The organism is Pseudomonas sp. TMW22090, from assembly GCF_022496665.1.
Lineage (GTDB): Bacteria > Pseudomonadota > Gammaproteobacteria > Pseudomonadales > Pseudomonadaceae > Aquipseudomonas > Aquipseudomonas gregormendelii.
In genome coordinates, this window is sequence record NZ_SCFH01000001.1 from 97,544 (window position 1) to 118,349 (window position 20,806).

The following is a 20,806-nucleotide window of genomic DNA, read 5'->3' on the forward strand; positions in this document are numbered from 1 at the left end:
CCCTGAATGGCTCAAAATTTCACGCTCACAGCCGCGATGGCCGACGCGGGCGCACCGGCGTAGTTACCGTCGGTGCCCGCCACGACTTCAATGTATTTGCGGTCGGTGAGGTTGCGCCCGTTAAGCGAGATGCGCACGTTTTCGTTGATGTCGTAGAACACGCTGGCGTCGATCCGCGCATAGCCGCTCACGTCGTAACTGTTATCGATGTCGCCCTGACGCTCGCCGACCGCGATCACCCCGGCACCGAAGCCCAGGCCTCGCATTGGGCCTTCCTGCAACTGATAACTGGACCAGATCGAACCGCTCATGATCGGTACGCCATCGAGCCGATTGCCGACATCGATGGCAGTGTCCTTGGTCACCTTGGCGTCGAGTGCGCTGATGTTGCCGATGATTTCCCAGCCTTCCAGTGGCGTGCCGGTGACGTCCAGTTCGATGCCGCGGACCTTCTGCTCACCCGTCTGTAACGAGTAGTTGTCGTCGGACGGGTCGGGAGCAGCAACGTTCTCACGGGTGATTTCGAATACCGAGAGGGTGGCGCTGAGGCGATCCGGGATCACATCGACTTTGGCACCCACCTCGTATTGTGTGCCTTCTTCCGGGTCCAGCACGCTGCCATTGCGCTGGATATTGCTCTGGGGCGTGAACGAGGTGCTGTAGCTGGCGTACAGCGCCAGCCAGTCCGTGGGCTGATAGACCAGGCCCAGGCGCGGCGAAACCTTGGACGGGTCGATATTGGTCCGGGTGACGTCGTAGGACGCGTCGATGGCGCTGTTACGCTGACGAGTGTCGTCGTAACGGGCGCCGACGATCAGCTTCCACTGTTCGCTCAGGTCGATCTGGTCTTGCAGGTACAAGCTGTACGACTCGACCTTGTAGTCAGTCTCTTCATTGAAGGCGAAGGCGCCCGGCAGCGCACCATAGACCGGATTGAAAATATCGATGGAGGCCAGCGATGCACGATCGCTGGCAACGTTACGCTTGCCGTCGATGTATTCGAAACCGGCCAGTACGGTGTGCTTAAGGCCCCCGGTGGCGAATCGCGCGATGGCTTCAAATTGCATGTCCAGGGTTTTGATTCGCTCATCACCGTCGGTGGCGCGGCGCGACAACGTTCTGCCGTCGGCGCCAAGGGTGCGCAGGTCGACCACGTATCGATCCTTGTGCGACTGGTCCCAGCGGGTCATCTGGCGCAGGGTCAGCCAATCGTTGACGTCGTGCTCGGCGCGGAACCACACCGACGCCTTTTGCGCCTTGTCCCGCGACCAGGGCTCGTGCAGGTAACGGTCGGCGTTCATGCTGATCTTGCCGTTTTGCGGAATCAGCCCACGGTCGAAGGGGCTGGTCTGGTCGATGTACTCGGCACCGGCGTCGACCCGTGTCGAGTCGGTGGGTTCCCAGCGCAACGTGGGCGCGACATAGGTGCGTTTGCTGTCGCGGAACGTATCGCGAAAGCCACGGTCGGTCTGGGTCGCCACGGTCATGCGGCCCGCGAGGGTCCCGGCTTCATCCAGCGGGCCGCTGGCGTTGGCCTCCAGACGGTAGAAATCATAGGTGCCGGCCTGCGCCTTGACCTCGGCCTCGGGGGTAAAGCTGGGCTGGCGCGTCACCAGATTGATCAGGCCGCCAGGGTTGCCACGGCCGTACAGCACCGACGCAGGACCTTTGAGCACTTCGATGCGCTCGACGTTGGCCAGGTCTCGCAGCGCTTCGGGGCGCGAGACCAGCGGGTTGATCAGCATGCCATCGACGGCATAGGTGGTCGCCTTGAAACCACGGATCACGAAGCTTTCAGAGGAGCCGCCGTGGGTGTTACCGCGTTGCACGCTACTGACGTTGGTCAGGGCATCACCCAGGTTGTTGATCTGCTGATCGTCAAGCACCTGGCGCGACACCACCTGAATCGACTGTGGGATGTCACGCAGTGCCGTGTCGGTCTTGGTGCCGGTGGCGCTGCGGGTGGCGCGATAGCCGTCTACCGGTCCGTCCGCGCGCTCGACAAAGGCGTTGGCGGTGATGGTCGAGGGCGCAAGATTCAGGGCGCCGCTGTCCGGTTGCGGGAACAGCAACAAGGTGCGGTCGTCGGTCACCGTCCAGCCCACCCCTGACTGGCTCAACAACTGCGCCAGGGCCTGGCGCTCATTCAGCTCGCCGTTCACCGCCGGCGCCATCTTGCCCTGGGCAAGCGCGGCGTCGAAGCTCAGCTGCAGATGATTCTGCCGGGCGAACTGCGCCAGCGCCGAGGCCAGCGGTTGCGCGACGATGGCGTAGTGGGCGATGCGCTCATTTTGCGCAGGATCGGACGCCCAGCAGCTCATCGCAAGCATGCTCAGCAGGGCCAGGGGCGGGAGAGCAGGGAGACGCGACATCGATACGATCCTTCATACGTCTGATTTACATTTGAGAAAAATTCTCAAACTGACCATGAAAGACGTGGTGCTTGCGGATTTTTTCCACGGTTGGTGAAAAAAAGTTAAAAATTTCCGAGCGTGTGCACCCAAGGGGTCATTTGCCGGCTGTCCACCCCCAGAGATTGCGCCAGGGCTTTCAAGGCGCGGGGCGGATCGTTCAGGTCGTAGACGCCGGTGATGCGGCGAGCCTTGAGGGTTGGGTCGGTAATGACAATCCACCCCGAGGTATAGCGCTGAAGGTGATCGACGATGTCCGCCACGCGCTGGTTCTCGATGAACAGCGAGCCGCCGCGCCATGCTGCCACTTGTGTCGGCGCAAGGCTGGAGCGTTCCACCTTGCCTGACGGCCAGCTGAACTTCAGGCGTTGGCCCGGCAGCAGGCGTTCGCTGAGGGCGGCCTGGATATTTTCGGCCTGGACCTGCCCGTGCTCCAGCGCTACCTCGGCAGTGTCCTGACGCAGGTCCAGATCGAACGCGGTGCCCAGCACCCGTACCGACAGTTGTCCAGCGCGGGCGATGAAGGGGTGCTGCGGGTCGGGCGCCACCTGAAAGTACGCCTGACCCTTGAGCAACTCCACCTGGCGCCCATCGTCATCGAGCACCTTCAACGCACTTTGTGGGCTGAGCACGACCGTTGAGCCGTCGGCCAGCTGTACGGTGCGAACTTGCGCGACTCCCGTCTGGTAGTCGGCGCGCAGGGCCAGCGTTGCCTCAGGGGCCATCATGACGGCGATCGTCGCCACGCACGCAGCGGCTGCCAGCTGTGGCCAGAGACGACGTGAGCGACGGGAGGGTTGCGGCACAGACTGCGGCTTGTGTACTGACCGCCGCGAGTCCTGGGCCGAAGGTACGGCCGGCAACTCGCCGAGTGCGCCCCAGAGTTTTTCCATCGTTTGCCAGGCCGCGCGATGCGCAGCGCTTTCCGCCAGCCATTGTTCGAAGGCCGCGCGCGACTGCGGCTCTTCCTGCAGGCGAATCTGCCAGTCGGCAGCCTGCTCCAATACGTCTTGATCCTTACTCAAGGTTCGCACCCTTGCCGTCGTCCTGATGGTCCATCACCCGAGCCAGGGCCAGCAGGGCTTCGCGCAGCAGTCGGTGGGCAGTGGTCAGGGAAACCCCCAGCTGGCCGGCAATCTCGGCGAGGGTGAAACCGCCGAAGCGATGCAGTTCCAGTGCCTTTCGGCTATTGTCGGGCAGCGCTTGCAAGGCGTCCGACAAACGCTCCAGTGTCATGCTGTGCTGACAGATTTCGGCGGGGTCGTTGGCCGTGGTAGGCAACAGCCAGAGCGGTGGCGACGCCGCGTGATCGTGCTCGCGACTGCGCGAGCGTTTGAGGTCCAGGGCCAGGTTGCGCACGATTCGGTAGAGGTAGGCCACGGGTTGTTCGACGGCCGGACGCGTCTGGGCTTTCGCCGGACTGAAACGAATCCAGGCTTCCTGGACAATGTCCTCGGCCTGAATCCGATCGCCAGTGATCTTTGCCGCATAACCGACCAGCTCCCGGCGAATGGACAGGAACATGTGCAGGTGCGCGGATGAATCGGACATGGTGGGTGGCTCGAATTGGGTGAAGCATTCCTGGCAGGACGCGCAGTTTAGAGCTGAGTGATAAGGATTATCAATACGATATGTTGATTGGCTCGCACAACCCTCGAAAATGTATCTCGCCTGTCTTCATATTGGCCAGAATTGGGTTTTACCGGATAGAAGCGCTACCGGCATTTGATGTCATCTCCGAGAGGCTGATTGTCGATAAGTCAGCAAAACGATGCCGGTGACCACAATCACCCCTCCCAGCACCTGCCCTGCGCTGAGCATTTGATCCAGCACAATCCAGCCCATCAGCAACGTCGCCAACGGTTCGATGTTCATGACCGGCGCATTGCGTGGCATGTTCAGTCGCGGCACTGAAATGAACAGCACGATAAAGCCGGTGCCATACAGCACCACCAGGGTGGCGAGGGCCAGCCATCCGGTCGAGGTGGCGGGCAGGTTCAGTCCGCCTGGCAGGGCGCCAGTCAGGCCCGCCAGATTGACGCTGCTGAAGACGATAAAAATGGTCAACAGACTGCGCACCGAACCACGTACCTGCGCCAATTTGTGGTCGGTGATCCACAGCGCGCAGGCGAATACGCTGGCGGCGCAGAACGCGAGTGCGACGCCCAGGAGCCATTCCGGGCTGACGTCAGTGGTAGTCGAAAGGCGCCCGGGGACGTCGAGCACAAACACCAGCCCCACCAGAATCAAACCCATCAACATAGCGGTGCGCGCGGTCGGTCTCGGGCCGCCCATTGCCCAGGTAAGCAACGCCAGCAGGATGGGGAACACGTTGGCCACCAGCAGTGCCAGCGCCACCGGCACCCGCGCGACAGCCGAGTACAGACACAGGCTCTGCGCGGTAATCAGGAGGCCCAACAACAATTGCCAGCGCCAGGCACCTGCCGGCAGACGCAGACTCTGTTTTTGCCACAGCACCAGGATGGCGAGTACCAGCAAGGTCCCGCCAGAACGCAGCAAAATCGCCAGCAATACACCCGCGCCGTCATCGAAAGCGACCCGTGCCGCCACATGGTTGCCGGCGAACGCACAGCCCATGCACAACAGAATGATCACGGCGAGGTGGCGGGGGAAAGGCGCCGGTAGGGTTTGGGCAAGGGCAGGGCGGGGCATGGCAAATCTCGAAGGGTGACAGGCCAACTCGGGATGGCTCGTGGGTTTTTATTATGTTGTCGTACAACCGCTTCGATTTGTACCGTATTCAGCCAGGCCGGGCAAGAGCGTTTTTGAGCGATGAAGGCTTTGGGATTGGGCTTGGTGGCATTCTTCTAGTGCTTCGGCGAAGCTGTAGAGGTCGTATGACCTCGCTAAGTCAGCTTCTATACCTCAGCGCCTCCACCAATGCAGAAAACGCCGCAGACGTCTGGCGTCTGTTGGGATAGTACAAATGGTAGCCCTGGAACTCAGGGCACCAGTTGGCCAGGACTTCCTGGAGTCGGCCGTCGGCCAGGTACGGTGCAGCCAGTTCTTCGGGTACGTAGGCCAAGCCTATGCCATCGGCGGCGGCATTGAGTACATGCATGATGCTGTTGAACACCAGTTGGCCGTCGACTTTGACCGTAAAAGCCTTGCCATCGTTTTCGAATTCCCAGGCGTAGATCGCCCCGGATGGTCGGTGGCGGATGTTCACGCATTCATGCCCGGTCAACTCATGGGGGGTTGTGGGAGCCGGGTTGCGGGCGAAGTATTCTGGAGAACCCACCACGGCCAACCGCCAATCCGGGCCTATGCGAACGGCGATCATATCTTTGCTGATCGATTCGCCCATGCGGATGCCGGCATCAAATCGCTCCTCGACGACGTTGGTGAAGCCATAGTCGACGTAGAACTCCAGCGTGATATCCGGGTAGCTGGCCAGGAATTCTGCAAGCATCGGCCGCACGCACAATTCAATCTGATCGTCAGTACAGGAAATACGAATCGTGCCACTGGGCTTGTCCCGAAGCTCGCCCAGCGCTTCAAGCTCCGCAGTGATCTGGTCAAAGAGCGGGGCAATCGAGCGCATCAACCGTTCTCCCGCCTCCGTGGGCGACACATTGCGTGTCGTGCGGGCCAGCAGTCGGATCCCCAGTCTTTGTTCGAGTGCGCGGATCGTATGGCTTAGCGCAGAAGGCGTGACGCCCAGTTTGGCGGCGGCTTTGGTAAAACTCTGATCTCGCGCTACCGCCAGGAAAGCCTGCAGATCGTTGACTTTGGTATTGGCCATTACTGAATTTTTCTCAAAACCGCATGATGATTATGCCTACTAATCAAGATATCCCCTATCAGTCAAGCTATGTCACCTACGGGCGCTGGCTTGGGTTGCCGGTGCGGGTCAGGTGCATCGGTATGACCGCGTGGACTTGATTCCCTGGACCCGGCTCAACGCCTTTTTTACCCGGCGGCTGACAGTGGTTGGCTAACCGGGCAGGGCTGCACCCCACAAACTTTGGATAAGAGGTTTTTGCATGACGGCTCAAGTATTCGACACCCCGGCAGGTGATGTTTCAGGCCGGCCTGGGACTGGCGAACAGCCGGCCTGCTGGAGTGGCATTTTCGCGATGACACTGTGCGTATTCGCGCTGATTGCCTCGGAATTCATGCCTGTCAGCTTGCTGACGCCGATTGCATCGGACCTGCAAATCAGTGAAGGGCTGGCCGGTTACGGGATCGCCATATCCGGCGCTTTCGCGGTGCTGACCAGCCTTTCGATTTCCAGGCTGGCAGGCTCGCTGGACCGCAAGACGCTATTGCTGCTACTGACCGGGATGATGTGTGTGTCGGGGCTGGTGGTAGGCCTGGCGCCGAACTATACGGTGTACATGATGGGGCGTGCGCTGATCGGCGTGGTGATCGGCGGGTTCTGGTCGATGTCGGCGGCAATGGCCATGCGCCTGGTACCTTCTCATAGCGTGCCCAAGGCGCTGGCGATCTTCAACGGTGGCAATGCGTTGGCAACCGTAGTCGCCGCACCGCTGGGAAGCTATCTGGGCAGTGTCATCGGTTGGCGGGGCGCTTTTCTGTGCCTGATTCCGGTCGCGATCATCGCGTTGATCTGGCAATGGATCAGCCTGCCAGCCATGCCGGCGGCGCCGCGCAAAGCGGGTGCTGGCAATGTCTTTCGATTGTTCAAAAGGCCATTGGTCAGTTTCGGCATGTTGAGTGTGGGCCTGTTCTTCATGGGGCAATTTGTGTTGTTCACCTATCTGCGCCCGTTCCTGGAAACTGTCACGGGTGTAGATATCTCCCTGTTGTCGATGATCCTGCTGGTTATCGGAGTGGCGGGTTTTGTCGGGACCCTTGTGATCGGCACATTCCTGAAAGCCGGAATGTATCGCGTACTGGTCTGCATTCCACTGTTGATGGCCGCCATTGCACTGTCCTTGATTGTCCTCGGCGACGGAGTCGTGGCAGCGTTTGTATTGCTGGGTCTGTGGGGCCTGATCGCAACGGCGGCACCGGTGGGGTGGTGGTCATGGCTGGCGAAGGCGTTGCCCAGGGACGCGGAAGCCGGTGGCGGCCTGATGGTGGCCGTCATTCAGCTATCCATCGCGCTGGGCTCCACCCTCGGCGGACTGCTGTTCGACGCAAGCGGCTATCGCCTGACATTTCTCGCCAGCGCCATCTTGCTGGTGCTGGCGGCAGTGGCGGCCTTTTTCACGTCGCGAAATCAGCTTTGATGGGAGGCGGATTTGATCAAGGCAGGCTAATGTCCGCCGCTTGAAACCCTCAAGGCAACCGTTCAATGGCAGAATCTCCCGAACCTGATCTTTTTGGAGACCACCATGCTTCGTGCATTTGAACGAAGGCTTGACCCTTTTCCTCCCGACGAGGTACCCCCGCCACCCGATGGCCTGGCGCGGTTCCTGTGGGCCTGCACACGGGGCGCGCGCGGTTATATTCTTGCGTTTGTGCTGCTGAGTGCCGGCGTGTCGATCTACGAAGCCTGGCTATTTTCTTTTCTGGGTCAGGTCGTGGACCTGCTCTCGACCTGGAAAGCCGGCGGTGATGCCGCAGCCCAGGAAAGTCGCGTGCTGTGGGGCATGGGCTTCGTAATGGTGACCAGTGTCGCACTGGTGGCGTTGCGCACCATGGTGCAGCACCAGATATTGGCGATTAACCTGCCATTGCGGCTGCGCTGGGACTTCCACCGCCTGATGCTGCGGCAAAGCCTGTCGTTCTTTTCCGATGAGTTTTCCGGCCGGGTCACCACCAAGGTGATGCAGACTGCGCTGGCTGTGCGCGACGTGCTATTCACGCTTATTGAGATCATCCCTGGCATCGGCGTGTACTTCATCGCGCTCATTGCGCTGGCCGGCGGCTTCGCACTGAAACTGATGCTGCCTTTCATTGCCTGGATCCTGTTGTTCGGGCTGGCCATGCTTTACTTCGTACCCCGTCTGGGGAAAGTCGGGCAGGAACAGGCGCACGCGCGCTCCTCAATGACCGGGCGTATCTCTGACGCCTATACCAACATCACGACGGTCAAGCTGTTCTCCCACTCCAATCGTGAAGCGCACTTCGCGCGCGCAGCCATGGAGGATTTCAAGCTGACCGGCTTTCGCCAGATGCGCCTCGTCAGCCAGTTCGAGATCGTCAACCAGGCATTGGTGGTGGCCTTGATCATGGCGGCCTGCGGCTATGCCCTGTGGCTATGGCACCAAGGCGAGGTTGGCGCAGGTGCCGTGGCGGCCATCACCGCCATGGCGTTGCGCATCAATGGCATGTCGCACTGGATCATGTGGCAAATGACCTCGCTGTTCGAGAGCATCGGCACCGTGCAGGACGGCATGTCCACACTGACCCGCGGCCCCAAGGTGCAGGATGCGCCGGACGCGGGTGTGCTGGTGACTTCCGGCGGGGCGGTCACTTTCGACAACGTCAGCTTCAACTACAACGGCGAACGCCAGGTGCTCGATGGCCTGAGCCTGAACATCCGCGCGGGCGAAAAAATCGGTCTGGTTGGCCGCTCGGGGGCAGGGAAGTCGACGCTTATCAACCTGTTGCTGCGCTTTTACGACGTCGACAAAGGAGAGATTCGCATCGACGGGCAAAACATCGCACACGTCACCCAAGACAGCTTGCGTAGCGCCATCGGCATGGTCACCCAGGATACTTCCCTGTTGCACCGCTCCATCCGCGACAATATCGCTTACGGCCGACCTGACGCGAGCGACGCGCAAATCCGCAGTGCTGCGGCCAGTGCGCAGGCCCATGAGTTCATCAGCCAACTGAGCGACCGACAAGGCCACACCGGCTACGACACCTTGGTAGGCGAGCGCGGCATCAAGCTTTCGGGCGGCCAGCGCCAGCGCGTCGCGATCGCACGGGTGATGCTCAAGAACGCCCCGATCCTGCTGCTTGACGAGGCCACCAGTGCACTGGACTCGGAAGTCGAAGTGGCAATTCAGGAAAGCCTCGATGACATGATGCAAGGCAAGACCGTGATCGCAATCGCCCATCGGCTGTCCACGATCGCGGCCATGGATCGACTTATTGTCATGGATGACGGCCGTATCATCGAGCAGGGCACTCACAGCGAACTGCTCGCGAAGAACGGCATCTATGCGCGGTTGTGGCATCACCAGAGCGGCGGTTTTCTGGGGGAGGATCGAGGAGTGGCCGAGTTTATGGAGCAGGAGTGAGCGTGAAGCGTCCGGCGCGTCTATGCATGCGCCGGCTCCACATTGGCCGCTGACCACAGTTCGTAAGCGTCTTTCATCCTCTGCCAGGTATCAGCGTCGGCGGGGATGAGGTGCTCGATGCGCAATGACGCCACGGTGATATCGAGCGGCATGCCGAACGTTGTAAAGGTGGATAAGAACCGCAGCTCCCCGTTGTTGGTGCGCACTCGGGTCAGTATCAAGGGTGACGATGGTGCATCCAGCGGGATGTCTGTAGGCCCTGCCAGGTTTTCGATAAGGCGCGCCAGGTCGGGATTGCTGATGGCTTCCCTGGTGGCGCGTTGCCACGCAATTGCCCGGATTTCCTGTGCGTTCACCAGACAGTCTCCCAAGCCACCGGGACGCAACAGGGTGTCGAGCAGGTTCAGACGTGACTCGCCATCGGCGCATACACCGGCCATCTCGAACAGCAACCCCGCGCTGGCATTGGCTGCGGTAATGTCCCAGTTACTGCTGATGACAATGGCGGGCGCAGGGTTATTGGCTTGCAGGATGTGATCGATAGCAGCATGCACCGCTTCCAGCGCCGGAGCGTCGAGCGCAGAAGCCGCGTAGCGGGGCGCATAGCCAGCCTTAATGAAGACCGCGTTGCAGTGCTCAAGGGGCACGTCCAGGGCAGTTAATAGAGCGTGCAATGTGGCGGGGCTAGCCTTGGCGCGACCTGTCTCGACGCAACTCAGGTGACGCTGGGATACACCGACCAGAAGGGAAAGGTCCAGCTGGCTGAGCCCTGCTTGCTGACGAAATCGTCGCAGATGCTCGCCAGCGGTGGTGCAGGGTGCGGAGTGCGCGGGATGGAAGTTGTGGTGGCCCATGATTCAACTCTGACTGTCCATGTGAAGAGTGTCCATGACCTGTCAGGTCATTGTGAGACGCGCAACATTATCACTACTGTGTAGACGCCACCTACCAGGGAGAAGAACATGAGAGCCGACTACATCGCACTGCCTGTCTTGTTGATTTTTTCGTGTTATACCGGCTGGACGCTACTCACGGCCGAGCAGTCGTTTTTCGCCTTTGGTATCGAGTTGTTGTCCCGGCCTGACACCGCGCAAGTGGTCATCGATCTCTACCTGATGGCGGCGCTCGCTTGCGTGTGGATGGTGAACGACGCCAGGTCCAGAGGCGATTCATTGCCACGTGTACTGCCGTACCTTTTGCTCACGCTCGTATTCGCCTCCATAGGGCCACTCCTTTACATCGCGGTCAAAGGGGTGAGGGGGCAGGGCAGGGATGAAGTTTCCCGATAGCTATCCCGATAGGTGCAACAACGCATGAATCACATCCACAGCCATCTGTTCAGCGCTGTCCGTCCCGTAGAGTCAAAGGTTCTGCTAGATGGGTACAAATTTGCTATCTGTTCGAGAAACACAATCCATGAGAGTTATCCGTAGCAAGGACTTCACCGCCACTCGCGCCTGGGGCGCTGACGACATCGCTAATATGGGTGGAACCACCGTTCGCCTGCACTGGACCGACCAGCCGTACATATGGCATGTGAATGATGGCGAGGAGGTATTCGCCGTCCTCGACGGCACGGTCGATATGCATTATCGCGAAGCAGGCATCGAGCGCGTCGTGACATTGGTGGTGGGCGACGTGTTCTTCGCAGGGGTTGGATGTGAGCACGTTGCGCATCCTCGTGGAGAAGCGCGGATTCTGGTGATCGAACGTGAGGGCAGCGTTTGAACGGCCTACGCCTGCGGTCATCAGAAGCTATTCTCAGCTTTTTACTACCTTCATGAATACTCTCACGTAAGCCTCATGAAGGGATTCGTAAGCGGAACGTAAGAAATACGTAACCGCCTCTGGCCATGCAATCCTCGATTCATACAAGATCCGGCAATACTCTTTGTCCAACCCCCCAGTTTTTCCCCCACCCCACGCAATCTACCATCGCCCCCAAGCCGCCAGCAATTGCGCTCCGCGGCTTCCTCAACGAGGCGGTGAACATCATGACCTTCAAGAAAACAGCCCTGCTCGTACTTTTCGTCACCTTCGGTGCACACGCCCATGCGGCGGACAATACCGAGTCCAAAACCATCCCATTCGAGATCTACAACTACGCAACCAAACTGAACATCGAGCACGTCATCTCCATCAGCGAACCGGCCAATGAGTGTGCCCCGGTGCCGGTTCGGATGACTTATGAGGACTCCTACGGCGAGCGCCATGTTTTGCAGTATCAAGTGATGGGGACCGGCTGCTCCAGTTGACTCCGGTGCAGGCGGTGGAGGGTCGACACTCCATGCCGCTGCGCTGAGTTTCCTGGTCCGATGATGTTTTCATCCGACGCCAGTCGCTCTGGTATCGACTGCTTGAGAAATTCCACCCAGGTTTTGATTTTCGCATCGACGAACTTGCGCGACGGGTAGATCGCGAACAGGTTCAACTCTTCCATCCGATATTTCGGCAAGACCCGCACCAGCGTTCCCGCCCTCAAGCCGTCCACGGCCGATGCAATCGGTTGTATGCCAATTCCCATGCCTTTGTTGATCGCGATGGTCATGCCGTCAGCGGTGTTGATGTGCAAGGGCGAGACGGGAATGTTGATGGTTTCCATGCCTTCGGGCCCTTCGAATGTCCAGTTTTCCTCAGGCATCACTGTGTTGACGATGCGCAGGCAATCGTGTTCGCCGAGTGTGGCGGGGGAGTCGGGGGTTCCGTGTTTTTCCAGGTAGGCCGGCGAGGCGCACAGCACGCTGTAGGTGGTACCCAGCCGTTGTGCAACGAAGCCGCAATCGGGCAGGTCGCGGGCCAGGACGATGGACATGTCGTAGCCTTCCTCGAGCAGGTCGGGGATGCGATTTGTCAGGGTCAGGTCGAACATCACGGTGGGGTGGATCTCGCGGTATCTGGCGATGGCGTCGATCAAGTAATGGTTGCCGATAGCCGACATGGTGTGGATTTTCAGGCGGCCGACGGGCAGGGTTTGCGCGGTGCCAGCTTCCTCGTCGGCGTCGCGCACGTCGTCAATGATCTTTTCGCAACGCTTCAGGTAGCGCATGCCGGCCTCCGTGAGGGCCAGACGTCGAGTGGTTCTGTTGATCAGGCGCGTGTGCAGTCGGGTTTCGAGGGCGGTGATGGTTTTCGAGACGTTGGTCGTGGTGGTGTCCAGCAATTGCGCAGCGGCGGTGAAGCTGCCGCTTTGGGCGACGCAGACGAAGAAGCGCATGCTCTGGAAGACGTCCATCGGGGTGCTCCCGGAAATTCACTGGAAAAAATAGATAGACGGCCTCGGTCGGAGGCCGTCTATCTATCGTGTGTCAATTTTTGCGTGGAATAAACCCCGGCACCCCTGTCTCCACCACGGAGTTGAAACGAATCCGCGTGGTGATCTCGTCCTTGATCTCCCGCATGGCGCGCTGCGGCAGGGTGCTGATGTCGAAGTTCTCCTGAATGTGCCCTGGCGTCGCCGAAGTGGTGAGAAACGCGGTACCGCGCTGCACGGCCCAGGCAAGCAGCACCTGAGCCGGGGTCTTCTGCACGCGCTTGGCGATGCCGGTGATCACCGGGTCTTCCAGCACATTCGGCTGCATGCCATGGCCCAACGGGGCGAAGGCGAGGACGAGTATGCCGTGCTGTTTGCAGAACTCCAGCAGCCCCCATTCAGGCAAGTACGGGTGCGATTCGATCTGCACCACGGCCGGCTTGATCCGTGCGGCGGCGACGATTTCCTTGAGAGCGTCGAGGGTGATGTCCGAGAGGCCGATGGATTTGCAGCGACCCTCATCCACCAGGTTCTCCAGAGCGCGCCAAGTATCGATCAACTTGACCTCGCCGTCGTAAATTACATGCCCGTACACGTCGCGAGGGTCCTGGTCATCACCCGCCTGGAAAGCGAACGGCGTGTGAATCAGGTAGCAATCGATGTAGTCGACTTGCAAGCGCCGGCAGCTCGCTTCGAGTGCTGCTTTGACTCGCTCCGGACGGTGGTTGGTGTTCCACAGTTTAGTGGTGACGAACACGTCTTCGCGTCGGATCAGACCGGCGGCGAACACCTGCTGAAAGGCCACGCCGACCTGTTCTTCATTGCGATAGCGCTCGGCGCAGTCGAAGTGGCGAAAGCCCGCTTCCAGGGCGCATTTGACCGCTTCGGTGGTGGTGCTCAGGTCGCGGAACAGCGTGCCGAATCCCACCGCCGGCATCGCGCCAGCGCCATTGTTCAGCGGTAAACGGGTGTCGCGTAGTGCATCGTGAAAGGCTTCGTAGGTCATGACGTTTCTCCGTCGTTACAGCGCTTGTTGAGCGAGGGATTTCGCAGCGGCGTGGGCTGCGACTTGTTGCTTGAACACGCCAACCGAGTTGCCGCCGAGCGCGACGAACAGGTGCACGCTGTCGAGGTAGCGCGCGGTTCGTGCCTGGATCTGGCCGAGCAGCGCCTGCTGGTAGGCGCGCTCGGCTTCGAGCACCTGCAGCACGCTGTTTTCGCCCTGCACGTAAGCTTGTTGGTTGAGCCGCAGACTGCTATCGGCGGCGCGCAAGGCGTCGTCCTGGACCTGGCTCCGCTCCGCGCCGTGGTTGATCGCCTGCAAGGTGTCTGCGACCTGACCGAACGACTGAATCAGCGTCTGTTGATAGCGGGCGAGTGCCGCGTTGTAGCCTTCGACGGCCGCCTGACGTTCAGCTTTGAGCGTGCCACCATTGAAGATCGGCGCGGTCAGCCCCGCGGCGAATCCCCACAACGCGGCGCCGCCGTTGCCGGATGCCGCTTGCGCCAGCGAGGCGGACAGCTCGACATGCGGGTACAGGTTGGCGGTGGCGACACCCACGGCGGCGCTGGCGATGTGCAGTTCCGACTCGGCTTGCAGCACATCCGGCCGGCTGTGGGCCATCTCCGACGGCAGACTGACAGGGATGCTCTGCGGCAAGTTGAAGTCATCGAGGCTGAAGTCGGGGGCAACCCAGTCCGCCGGACCTGCGCCGGCCAGAATCGACAACGCATGGCGTGCGGCATCGCGCTGCTGTGCGAGGGGCGGCAGCAGGGTGCGATCCTGGGCGAGGCGGGTTTCGGCCAGCGATACGTCGATCTGGTTGGTGCTGCCGCTCTGATGGGCGCGGCGGATCAGGTCGAGATTCTTCGTGTCGTTGGCCAGCAGGGTTTCCACGGCCTGGAGCTGCGCGTTGGCCGAGGCGAGCAGCAATGCCTGACTGGCGACGTCTCCGGTCAGCGTCAGGTACGCGGCTTCGTAGCGATGGGTTTGCAGAGTGGTCAGTGCTTGCTGCTGCTCGACTAGCCGTTTGTTGCCACCAAACGCATCCAGATCAAACGCGACTAGTGGGCCGATAGCATAGAAATTTTCCACCACGGGTTCCGGCCCGTTGTGCGTGCGCTGGCGTCCGGCCTGGCCGGCGAAATCCACTTGCGGATACAGCGCGCCTTCAGCGGCTGCCACCGAAGACGCGGCTTGGCGAATGGTGGCGTCGGCAGCAACCAGTTCGAGGTTGCCAGCGATGGCGCGACGCACCACTTGATCGAGCTTCGGCGAGTGAAACGCCGACCACCAGTCACCCTTGAGGCGTTGGCCCATATCGAAGTGCTGAGCCCCCGGCGCGCCCGGTGTCTGCTCGGCCTGCTGGTCGTAGTGTTGCGATTGACTGGCATCGGGTCGTTGAAAATCCGGCCCGACAGTACAGGCCGACAACATGACCAGCGCCGCCAACAGGGTGATTTTCGTCGGCAACAATTGCCACGAGATGAAGCGCGTAGAAGATTTCATGTTCCAGACTCCACGAATATTAATTGGCCGCAACGGGCTTGCGCAGGAACAGCACCAGTGGACTGACCACCAGCATCGCCACTAGCAGAATCTTGAATTGGCCCATGACCGCGATGAACGCCGCTTGATGGGTGATCAGATGGTTCAAGCCCTCGAGCGCTGGCGGGGACGTCGTCAGCGAATGGCGATAGGGCGTCAGCTGGCTGGCCAGCGCCGAGTGCATGGCCTGGGTGTTGTTGAAGAAGTAGATCTGTACCACCGCCACGCCAAGCGTGCTGCCGTAGACGCGCATCAGGTTGAAGAAACCGGTGGCTTCCGGGCGCAGCTGCGGATCAAGGGTGCTGAAGGCGACTTTGCTCAAGGCCGGCATCAACATGCCGAGTCCGGCGCCCTGGACGAATCCGCTGACGGCCACGGGCGTCCAGTCCATCAGTGGCGAGTAGCCGAGCATCAGCCAGTTGGCGTACACCACGAGCGCGATGCCGAGGACAACAAACAACCGAGGGTCGATCCGCGTCGGCGCCCGTCCCATCAGCAGGAAAGCGCCGACCAGTCCAATGCCGCGCGGTATGGTCAGGAACCCTGTGGTGTCTGGCGGGTAACCGAGGATTTCATCGAGCATTGGTGAGGTCAGCGCCATGGTCGAAAGCAACACGAAACCGAGGGCGAAGAAGATTACGGTCGAGCACCGGAAGTTGGGATCGGCGAACAAACCCTTTCTGAGGAAATGCACCTGGCGCGTCAGCACATGCACCACGAACAGGTACAGCCCGAGCGCGCTGGCCAGCGCTTCGATCCAGATCTCCGGCGAGTCGAACCAATCCAGCCGTTCGCCACGGTCGAGGAGCATTTGCAGGCCGATCATGCCGAGGGTGAAGCTGGCAAAGCCGAAGAAATCGAATGCAGGGCGCTGGGCGGCTTTCTTCTCGGCGAGCAACAACGTTACGACCATGAAGATGTAAGCGGTCAGGGGCAGGCTGAGGTAAAACATCGGCCGCCAGTCGAAGTGCTCGCAGATCACACCGCCGATGCTCGGACCGCTGACGATCCCGAACAATACCAGCGCCGTCCATTTCGGGCCGAAGCCCGGGCGGCGTGCGGCGGGCAACGTCTCCATGGCAATAGCCATCGACAACGGCGCCAGCACGCCGGCGGCGAGGCCTTGCAGGATGCGCGCGGCGATGAACGCCAGCGGCGTGTCAGCCAGGGTACCGAGCCACAGGCCCATGGCGAACGTGGCGAGCGCAGTCTGATAGACAAGCTTCAAACCAAAGCGTCCGGCCAGCCATTGTGCGACCGGCGTGGTGATGGCGCTGGCGGCAAGGTACGCGGTGAAGATCCACCCGGCCTGGTCGTCGGTCATCGACAGGCTGCCCTGAATCAGGCGCAGTGCCGCGTTGGGCAGCGGCAGGTTGGCCGACTGGAGGTAGGTGGCAAGCAGGGCGACGAAGCGCAGGGCGCGGGCGTCTGCTGCCGCCGAAGTGGTGGTATTCATCAGGAGTCACCTGCGCTCAGCAACGACTTGAGGGGATGCCACCATGGCGTGCGGTGCCCGGTGTCGACCCGGACCGTGGCGCTGGTACCGGAAAACAGCGGCAGGCTCGGATCGAGCTCATCCAACTCCAACCGTACCGGCACCCGTTGCACGACTTTCACCCAGTTACCAGTAGCATTCTCCGGTGGCAGCAGAGCAAAGTCGGAACCTGCGCCCGGGCTCATACTGATGACGTGGGCCTTGAACTGACGATCCGGATAGGTATCGATCGAAATGGTCGCGGCCTGCCCGGGACGCATGTGCGTGACTTGCGTCTCGCGGAAGTTGGCTTCGACCCAGATCTCACGGTCGGAAATCAATGCGAACGCCGGCGCGCCGCTGTTGAGGTAGTTGCCGACTTGTAGATCGTCGACCTTGGCAACGATTCCGTCGTCCGGCGCGGTCACGGTGGCGTAGGACAGGTACAGTCGCGCTTCATCGAGCTGCGCCTTGGCCTCGCGCACGGTCGGGTGGCTGTCGACAGCGATGTTCGCGTTGCCGTTCAGCGCAACCACGGTGCTGGCGATTTGTTGTTCAATCGATGCGATGCGTTGGCGCGTGACTTTAAGGTCGGTTTCTGCCCGTTCGTATACCGCTCGTGAGACGAAGTCGGCGGCTACCAGGGCTTTCTTGCGGACGAACTCTTTCTGGTCGTAATCCTCCGACGCCCTGGCCGATTGAAGTTCGGCCTGTTGCTGGCGATAGCTGGCCTTGAGGCTGTCGATGCGCAGCCGGGCGTTGCCCAGTTGGGCTTCGGCGCGGTCGACGGCGATCTGTAACGGCGCCGGATCGATGAGAAACAGCACCTGGCCCTTATGCACCGATTGGTTATCTTCCACCGCGATCTCGACCACTTGCCCGGAAATCCGCGCATTGATCGAGGCTTTTGCGACCCGGGCGTAGGCGTTATCAGTGGAAACGAAGGGCTCGTTGGCCAGGTAATAGTTGCAGCCCAGCGCTGCAAACAGCGCCGGGACGCCGGCCATGAGCAGCGGTCGAAGTCTCTGCTTGAACGGCTTTTTGGGTGAGGTGTCAGCCAGGTCAAGGCCTGGATGTTGTTGGGCGTTTGTTGCCGAGAGATCGAATTGCGTAGTCATAATCGAATCCACCTGTAACCGGGAAATCGGGCCGACCTGTGCGCAATCGCCAGCGGCCCGACGTCATCATTGCCGTGAGTAATCAAGCCCCTGCGCGGCGGGGGGAGGGTGGCTCCATTGCCGCTGTTTTCGTCGTCGCCAGACCCGGTTCGAGCTCCGCTACAACAAACTGCGAATCAAGGAATTTGTGATTCCTTAATTTTGTGCGATGGTGTAAGAATATGGGTGACCGATTCTTCCTGCAAGGAATTTGTACGACATGGCACAAAATAAACCGACGGAAGGAAAAGGCCGCGGCCGTCCCCGCGCCTACGATCCGCAGACCGCGCTGAACCAGGCGCTGGGTGTGTTCTGGAATACCGGCTATTCGGCGGCTTCGCTGGACAGCATCGCCAGCGCCGCCGGAATGAACCGGCCGAGCCTCTATGCCGCGTTCGGCGATAAACACGCGCTGTATATAAAGGCGCTCGACCAGTATTGGGAAACTGCCCATGCCACAATGCAGGCCGCGCTGAACAACAGCGACCTGACGCTGGAGCAAGCGCTGATAGCTTTCTATGAGGGGCAACTGGCGATTTACTTCTCGGGTGACGGCCAGCCTCGTGGCTGTTTTGCGATTGGCACGGCGACCACTGAAGCGGTCGAGGACCTGCAGATCCGCGAAGTGCTGTCACTGCGACTCAGTCAACTGGATGCTGATCTGGAAGCGCGGTTGCGCAAGGCCGTCGCCACCGGCGAATTGCCAGGCGATGTCGATGCCGAATCCTTGGCGGTACTGGCGTCATCGTTGCTGCACAGCATTTCGATCCGCGCCCGCGCCGGCAAATCTCGCGAGGAACTGAGCGCGCAGGCTCGTAATGCCGTTCGCGTTATCTGCGGCTGAGAGGTGTCAGGTGGGAGAGGGGCTTGAGGACATTCTGGCCGAAGGACTGTCAGTGATTTTTTGCGGGATCAATCCCGGACTGTTGGCCGCCGCCCAGGGGCATCACTTCGCAGGGCGGGGCAATCGCTTTTGGCGCACATTGCATCTGGCCGGGTTCACCCCGCATGTAGTGTGCGCGGTAGACGACCACTCGCTTCTGCAATACGGCTGCGGATTGACCGCCGTCGTCGAACGGCCGACGGCGCGGGCGGATCAGTTGTCGGCTGATGAATTCAGCGGTGTAGCTGTCGGGTTCAAGCAGAAGATCGCCCGCTGCGCGCCTCGCTACGTGGCGTTTCTTGGTAAAGCTGCATACGCCGGATTGTCCGGGCGAAAACAGCTGCAATGGGGGCTTCAGGCAGAGACGTTTGCTGGCGCGGCCGTGTGGATTCTGCCGAACCCGAGTGGACGTAATCTGGCTTTCAATCTGGAGCAACTGGCGGCGGCGTATCGAGCGCTATACCAGGCATCTGTGGTTTAAGCGCGGGTGGCCGATTGAGCGCAAAGAAATAAACGTGAAACATATCCGCCATTCCATCAGCGCTGCCCATGCGGCGCATTCCCAACGAGTAGGCTATGGTTCAAGCGCGCACGTGTCCCAATGTTCGTGAACGGCAAAAACAAAAAAGGAGAGGTTATGCACTCATCCGTTATTTTTCGTCCGGCTGCGCCTGGTCGGTCGCTCCTTCTCTCGCTGGGTCTGCTCGCTGCGGGTATCACCTCGGGCGCATGGGCTGACGACTATCCCCACTCCCAGGAGCCGATTGGCACCGTCGAGCAGATCTATGACGGCGCCATGCTCCCCGATCTTGCGGTCAGTACCTACCGCAACATCGACCGGCTGTTCCCGACCCACAGGATCAAGGCCGGCGATCACCCGTATGCGCTGGTGAAATCGGACAAACAGTTGCCCAACGTTCGCTTCACGGTAGGGGACAAAAAGTACGACCTGTATGACTTCGTGGCACTGGACAGCATTACGGCGATGCTGGTGCTCAAGGACGGCAAGGTCGTGTTCGAGACCTATCAGCGTGGCAACACCGAGAAAACCCGCTGGATGTCGATGTCGATGGCTAAATCCATTACCTCCACGCTGGCGGCTGCAGCGATCAAAGACGGCCTTATCAAGGACCTCGATGCGCAGGTGGTGGATTACGTTCCGGAACTAAAGGGCAGCGCCTACGAAGGCGTGACCGTGCGCAACGTGCTGATGATGTCGTCGGGGGTGAAGTGGAACGAGACCTACACCGATCCTGCGTCTGACCGTCGCGCGCTACTCAAAGCGCAAATATCGCAAAAACCGGGTTCGGCCATGGCGTTGATGGCAAGTTTGCCGCGAGCCGCTGAGCCCGGCACGACCAACAATTACAGCACTGGCGAAACGCAGGTACTCGGAGAAATCGTTCGTGGCGCTGTGAAGATGCCGCTGGCCGATTATCTGTCGAAGAAGATCTGGCAGCCGTTCGGTATGGAGAGTGATGCCAGTTGGTGGCTCGATTCACCCGACGGCGTGGAAATCGGTGGCAGCGGTATCAGCGCCACGCTGCGCGATTATGGACGCTTCGGGCTGTTTTTCATGAACGGCGGCAAGATCGATGGAGCGTCGATTTTACCCGAGGGTTGGGTCAAGGAGGCGACGCTGCCGACTACCCTCAAAGGCGGCAAATCCCTGGACTATGGCTACATGTGGTGGACGGCATGGACCGAGCCGTCGGTGAAAGACGGCGCCTATTCCGCGGTAGGTATCCAAGGCCAGAACATCTACATCAACCCCGCCAATAACGTGGTAATTGTCACCTTCGGTGCCCAGCCCAAGCCGGTTGATAAAGAGCCGATCGACCCGATGGTATTCTTCGATGCCGTGGTAGCCGCGTTAAAGTAAATTGCGCGTGTCCAGGT

Annotated in this window: 19 protein-coding genes; 8 read left to right on the top strand and 11 right to left on the bottom strand. The window is 60.4% G+C overall.

Annotated elements, in window-relative coordinates:
* Nucleotides 1-11: 11 nt before the first annotated feature.
* From EQV97_RS00480 to EQV97_RS00500, 5 genes are all read right to left on the bottom strand, one after another.
* Nucleotides 12-2,372: a TonB-dependent receptor gene (locus EQV97_RS00480; RefSeq protein WP_122838554.1), complete on the bottom strand. Its 2,361-nt coding sequence runs from the start codon at nucleotides 2,370-2,372 to the stop codon at nucleotides 12-14.
* Between the two features lie 104 nt (nucleotides 2,373-2,476).
* Complete coding sequence (locus EQV97_RS00485; protein WP_240888088.1) at nucleotides 2,477-3,436, bottom strand: FecR family protein; 960 nt, start codon at nucleotides 3,434-3,436, stop codon at nucleotides 2,477-2,479.
* On the bottom strand, nucleotides 3,429-3,962 hold the full coding sequence (locus tag EQV97_RS00490) for a sigma-70 family RNA polymerase sigma factor (protein ID WP_240888089.1): 534 nt from the start codon (nucleotides 3,960-3,962) through the stop codon (nucleotides 3,429-3,431). The genes EQV97_RS00485 and EQV97_RS00490 overlap by 8 nt, the downstream gene beginning before the upstream one ends.
* A 180-nt stretch (nucleotides 3,963-4,142) precedes the next feature.
* Entirely contained in the window at nucleotides 4,143-5,084 is a 942-nt protein-coding gene (locus EQV97_RS00495) for a DMT family transporter (protein ID WP_240888090.1), read from the bottom strand.
* 199 nt (nucleotides 5,085-5,283) lie between these two features.
* Entirely contained in the window at nucleotides 5,284-6,177 is an 894-nt protein-coding gene (locus tag EQV97_RS00500) for a LysR family transcriptional regulator (RefSeq protein WP_240888091.1), read from the bottom strand.
* A 334-nt stretch (nucleotides 6,178-6,511) separates the two neighbouring features.
* Between EQV97_RS00500 and EQV97_RS00505 the strand changes: the two genes are divergently transcribed.
* Both EQV97_RS00505 and EQV97_RS00510 read left to right on the top strand, forming a co-directional pair.
* Entirely contained in the window at nucleotides 6,512-7,630 is a 1,119-nt protein-coding gene (locus EQV97_RS00505) for an MFS transporter (RefSeq protein ID WP_240888657.1), read from the top strand.
* 105 nt (nucleotides 7,631-7,735) lie between these two features.
* Complete coding sequence (locus EQV97_RS00510; RefSeq protein WP_240888092.1) at nucleotides 7,736-9,595, top strand: ABC transporter ATP-binding protein; 1,860 nt, start codon at nucleotides 7,736-7,738, stop codon at nucleotides 9,593-9,595.
* A gap of 20 nt (nucleotides 9,596-9,615) precedes the next feature.
* Here the strand turns inward: EQV97_RS00510 and EQV97_RS00515 are convergent, their stop codons facing one another.
* Complete coding sequence (locus tag EQV97_RS00515; protein ID WP_240888093.1) at nucleotides 9,616-10,449, bottom strand: helix-turn-helix domain-containing protein; 834 nt, start codon at nucleotides 10,447-10,449, stop codon at nucleotides 9,616-9,618.
* Between the two features lie 108 nt (nucleotides 10,450-10,557).
* Between EQV97_RS00515 and EQV97_RS00520 the strand changes: the two genes are divergently transcribed.
* From EQV97_RS00520 to EQV97_RS00530, 3 genes are all read left to right on the top strand, one after another.
* Nucleotides 10,558-10,884 carry a DUF2834 domain-containing protein gene (locus tag EQV97_RS00520; protein WP_240888094.1) on the top strand — a complete coding sequence of 109 codons (327 nt, stop codon included), beginning with the start codon at nucleotides 10,558-10,560 and terminating at the stop codon, nucleotides 10,882-10,884.
* Between the two features lie 127 nt (nucleotides 10,885-11,011).
* A complete protein-coding gene (locus EQV97_RS00525) occupies nucleotides 11,012-11,323 on the top strand; it encodes a cupin (protein WP_240888095.1) in 312 nt (103 codons plus the stop codon).
* Nucleotides 11,324-11,589: 266 nt separating this feature from the next.
* Nucleotides 11,590-11,850 (top strand): DUF2790 domain-containing protein, encoded by a 261-nt coding sequence (locus tag EQV97_RS00530; protein WP_240888096.1) that lies wholly within the window; start codon nucleotides 11,590-11,592, stop codon nucleotides 11,848-11,850.
* Here the strand turns inward: EQV97_RS00530 and EQV97_RS00535 are convergent.
* The 5 genes from EQV97_RS00535 to EQV97_RS00555 form a co-directional block, all read right to left on the bottom strand.
* Nucleotides 11,820-12,827, bottom strand: a complete 1,008-nt coding sequence (locus tag EQV97_RS00535; protein ID WP_240888097.1) for a LysR family transcriptional regulator — start codon at nucleotides 12,825-12,827, stop codon at nucleotides 11,820-11,822. The two genes, EQV97_RS00530 and EQV97_RS00535, sit on opposite strands and share 31 nt — an antisense overlap.
* Before the next feature lie 73 nt (nucleotides 12,828-12,900).
* On the bottom strand, nucleotides 12,901-13,851 hold the full coding sequence (locus tag EQV97_RS00540) for an aldo/keto reductase (RefSeq protein WP_240888098.1): 951 nt from the start codon (nucleotides 13,849-13,851) through the stop codon (nucleotides 12,901-12,903).
* A 15-nt stretch (nucleotides 13,852-13,866) separates the two neighbouring features.
* A complete protein-coding gene (locus EQV97_RS00545; protein ID WP_240888099.1) occupies nucleotides 13,867-15,354 on the bottom strand; it encodes an efflux transporter outer membrane subunit in 1,488 nt (495 codons plus the stop codon).
* Between the two features lie 19 nt (nucleotides 15,355-15,373).
* Entirely contained in the window at nucleotides 15,374-16,849 is a 1,476-nt protein-coding gene (locus EQV97_RS00550; protein WP_240888100.1) for a DHA2 family efflux MFS transporter permease subunit, read from the bottom strand.
* Nucleotides 16,849-17,985, bottom strand: coding sequence for an HlyD family secretion protein (locus EQV97_RS00555; protein ID WP_201148276.1), 1,137 nt, complete (start codon nucleotides 17,983-17,985; stop codon nucleotides 16,849-16,851). Before EQV97_RS00555 ends, EQV97_RS00550 begins: the two co-directional genes overlap by 1 nt.
* Nucleotides 17,986-18,244: 259 nt before the next feature.
* On the opposite strand from EQV97_RS00555, the gene EQV97_RS00560 reads away from it, so the two are divergent.
* The 3 genes from EQV97_RS00560 to EQV97_RS00570 all read left to right on the top strand — a co-directional run bounded on the left by EQV97_RS00560 (nucleotide 18,245) and on the right by EQV97_RS00570 (nucleotide 20,789).
* Nucleotides 18,245-18,868: a TetR/AcrR family transcriptional regulator gene (locus tag EQV97_RS00560; protein ID WP_201148275.1), complete on the top strand. Its 624-nt coding sequence runs from the start codon at nucleotides 18,245-18,247 to the stop codon at nucleotides 18,866-18,868.
* Nucleotides 18,843-19,388 carry a G/U mismatch-specific DNA glycosylase gene (mug, locus tag EQV97_RS00565; protein ID WP_240888101.1) on the top strand — a complete coding sequence of 182 codons (546 nt, stop codon included), beginning with the start codon at nucleotides 18,843-18,845 and terminating at the stop codon, nucleotides 19,386-19,388. Before EQV97_RS00560 ends, mug begins: the two co-directional genes overlap by 26 nt.
* Before the next feature lie 156 nt (nucleotides 19,389-19,544).
* Entirely contained in the window at nucleotides 19,545-20,789 is a 1,245-nt protein-coding gene (locus EQV97_RS00570) for a serine hydrolase (RefSeq protein ID WP_240888102.1), read from the top strand.
* Nucleotides 20,790-20,806 lie beyond the last annotated feature (17 nt).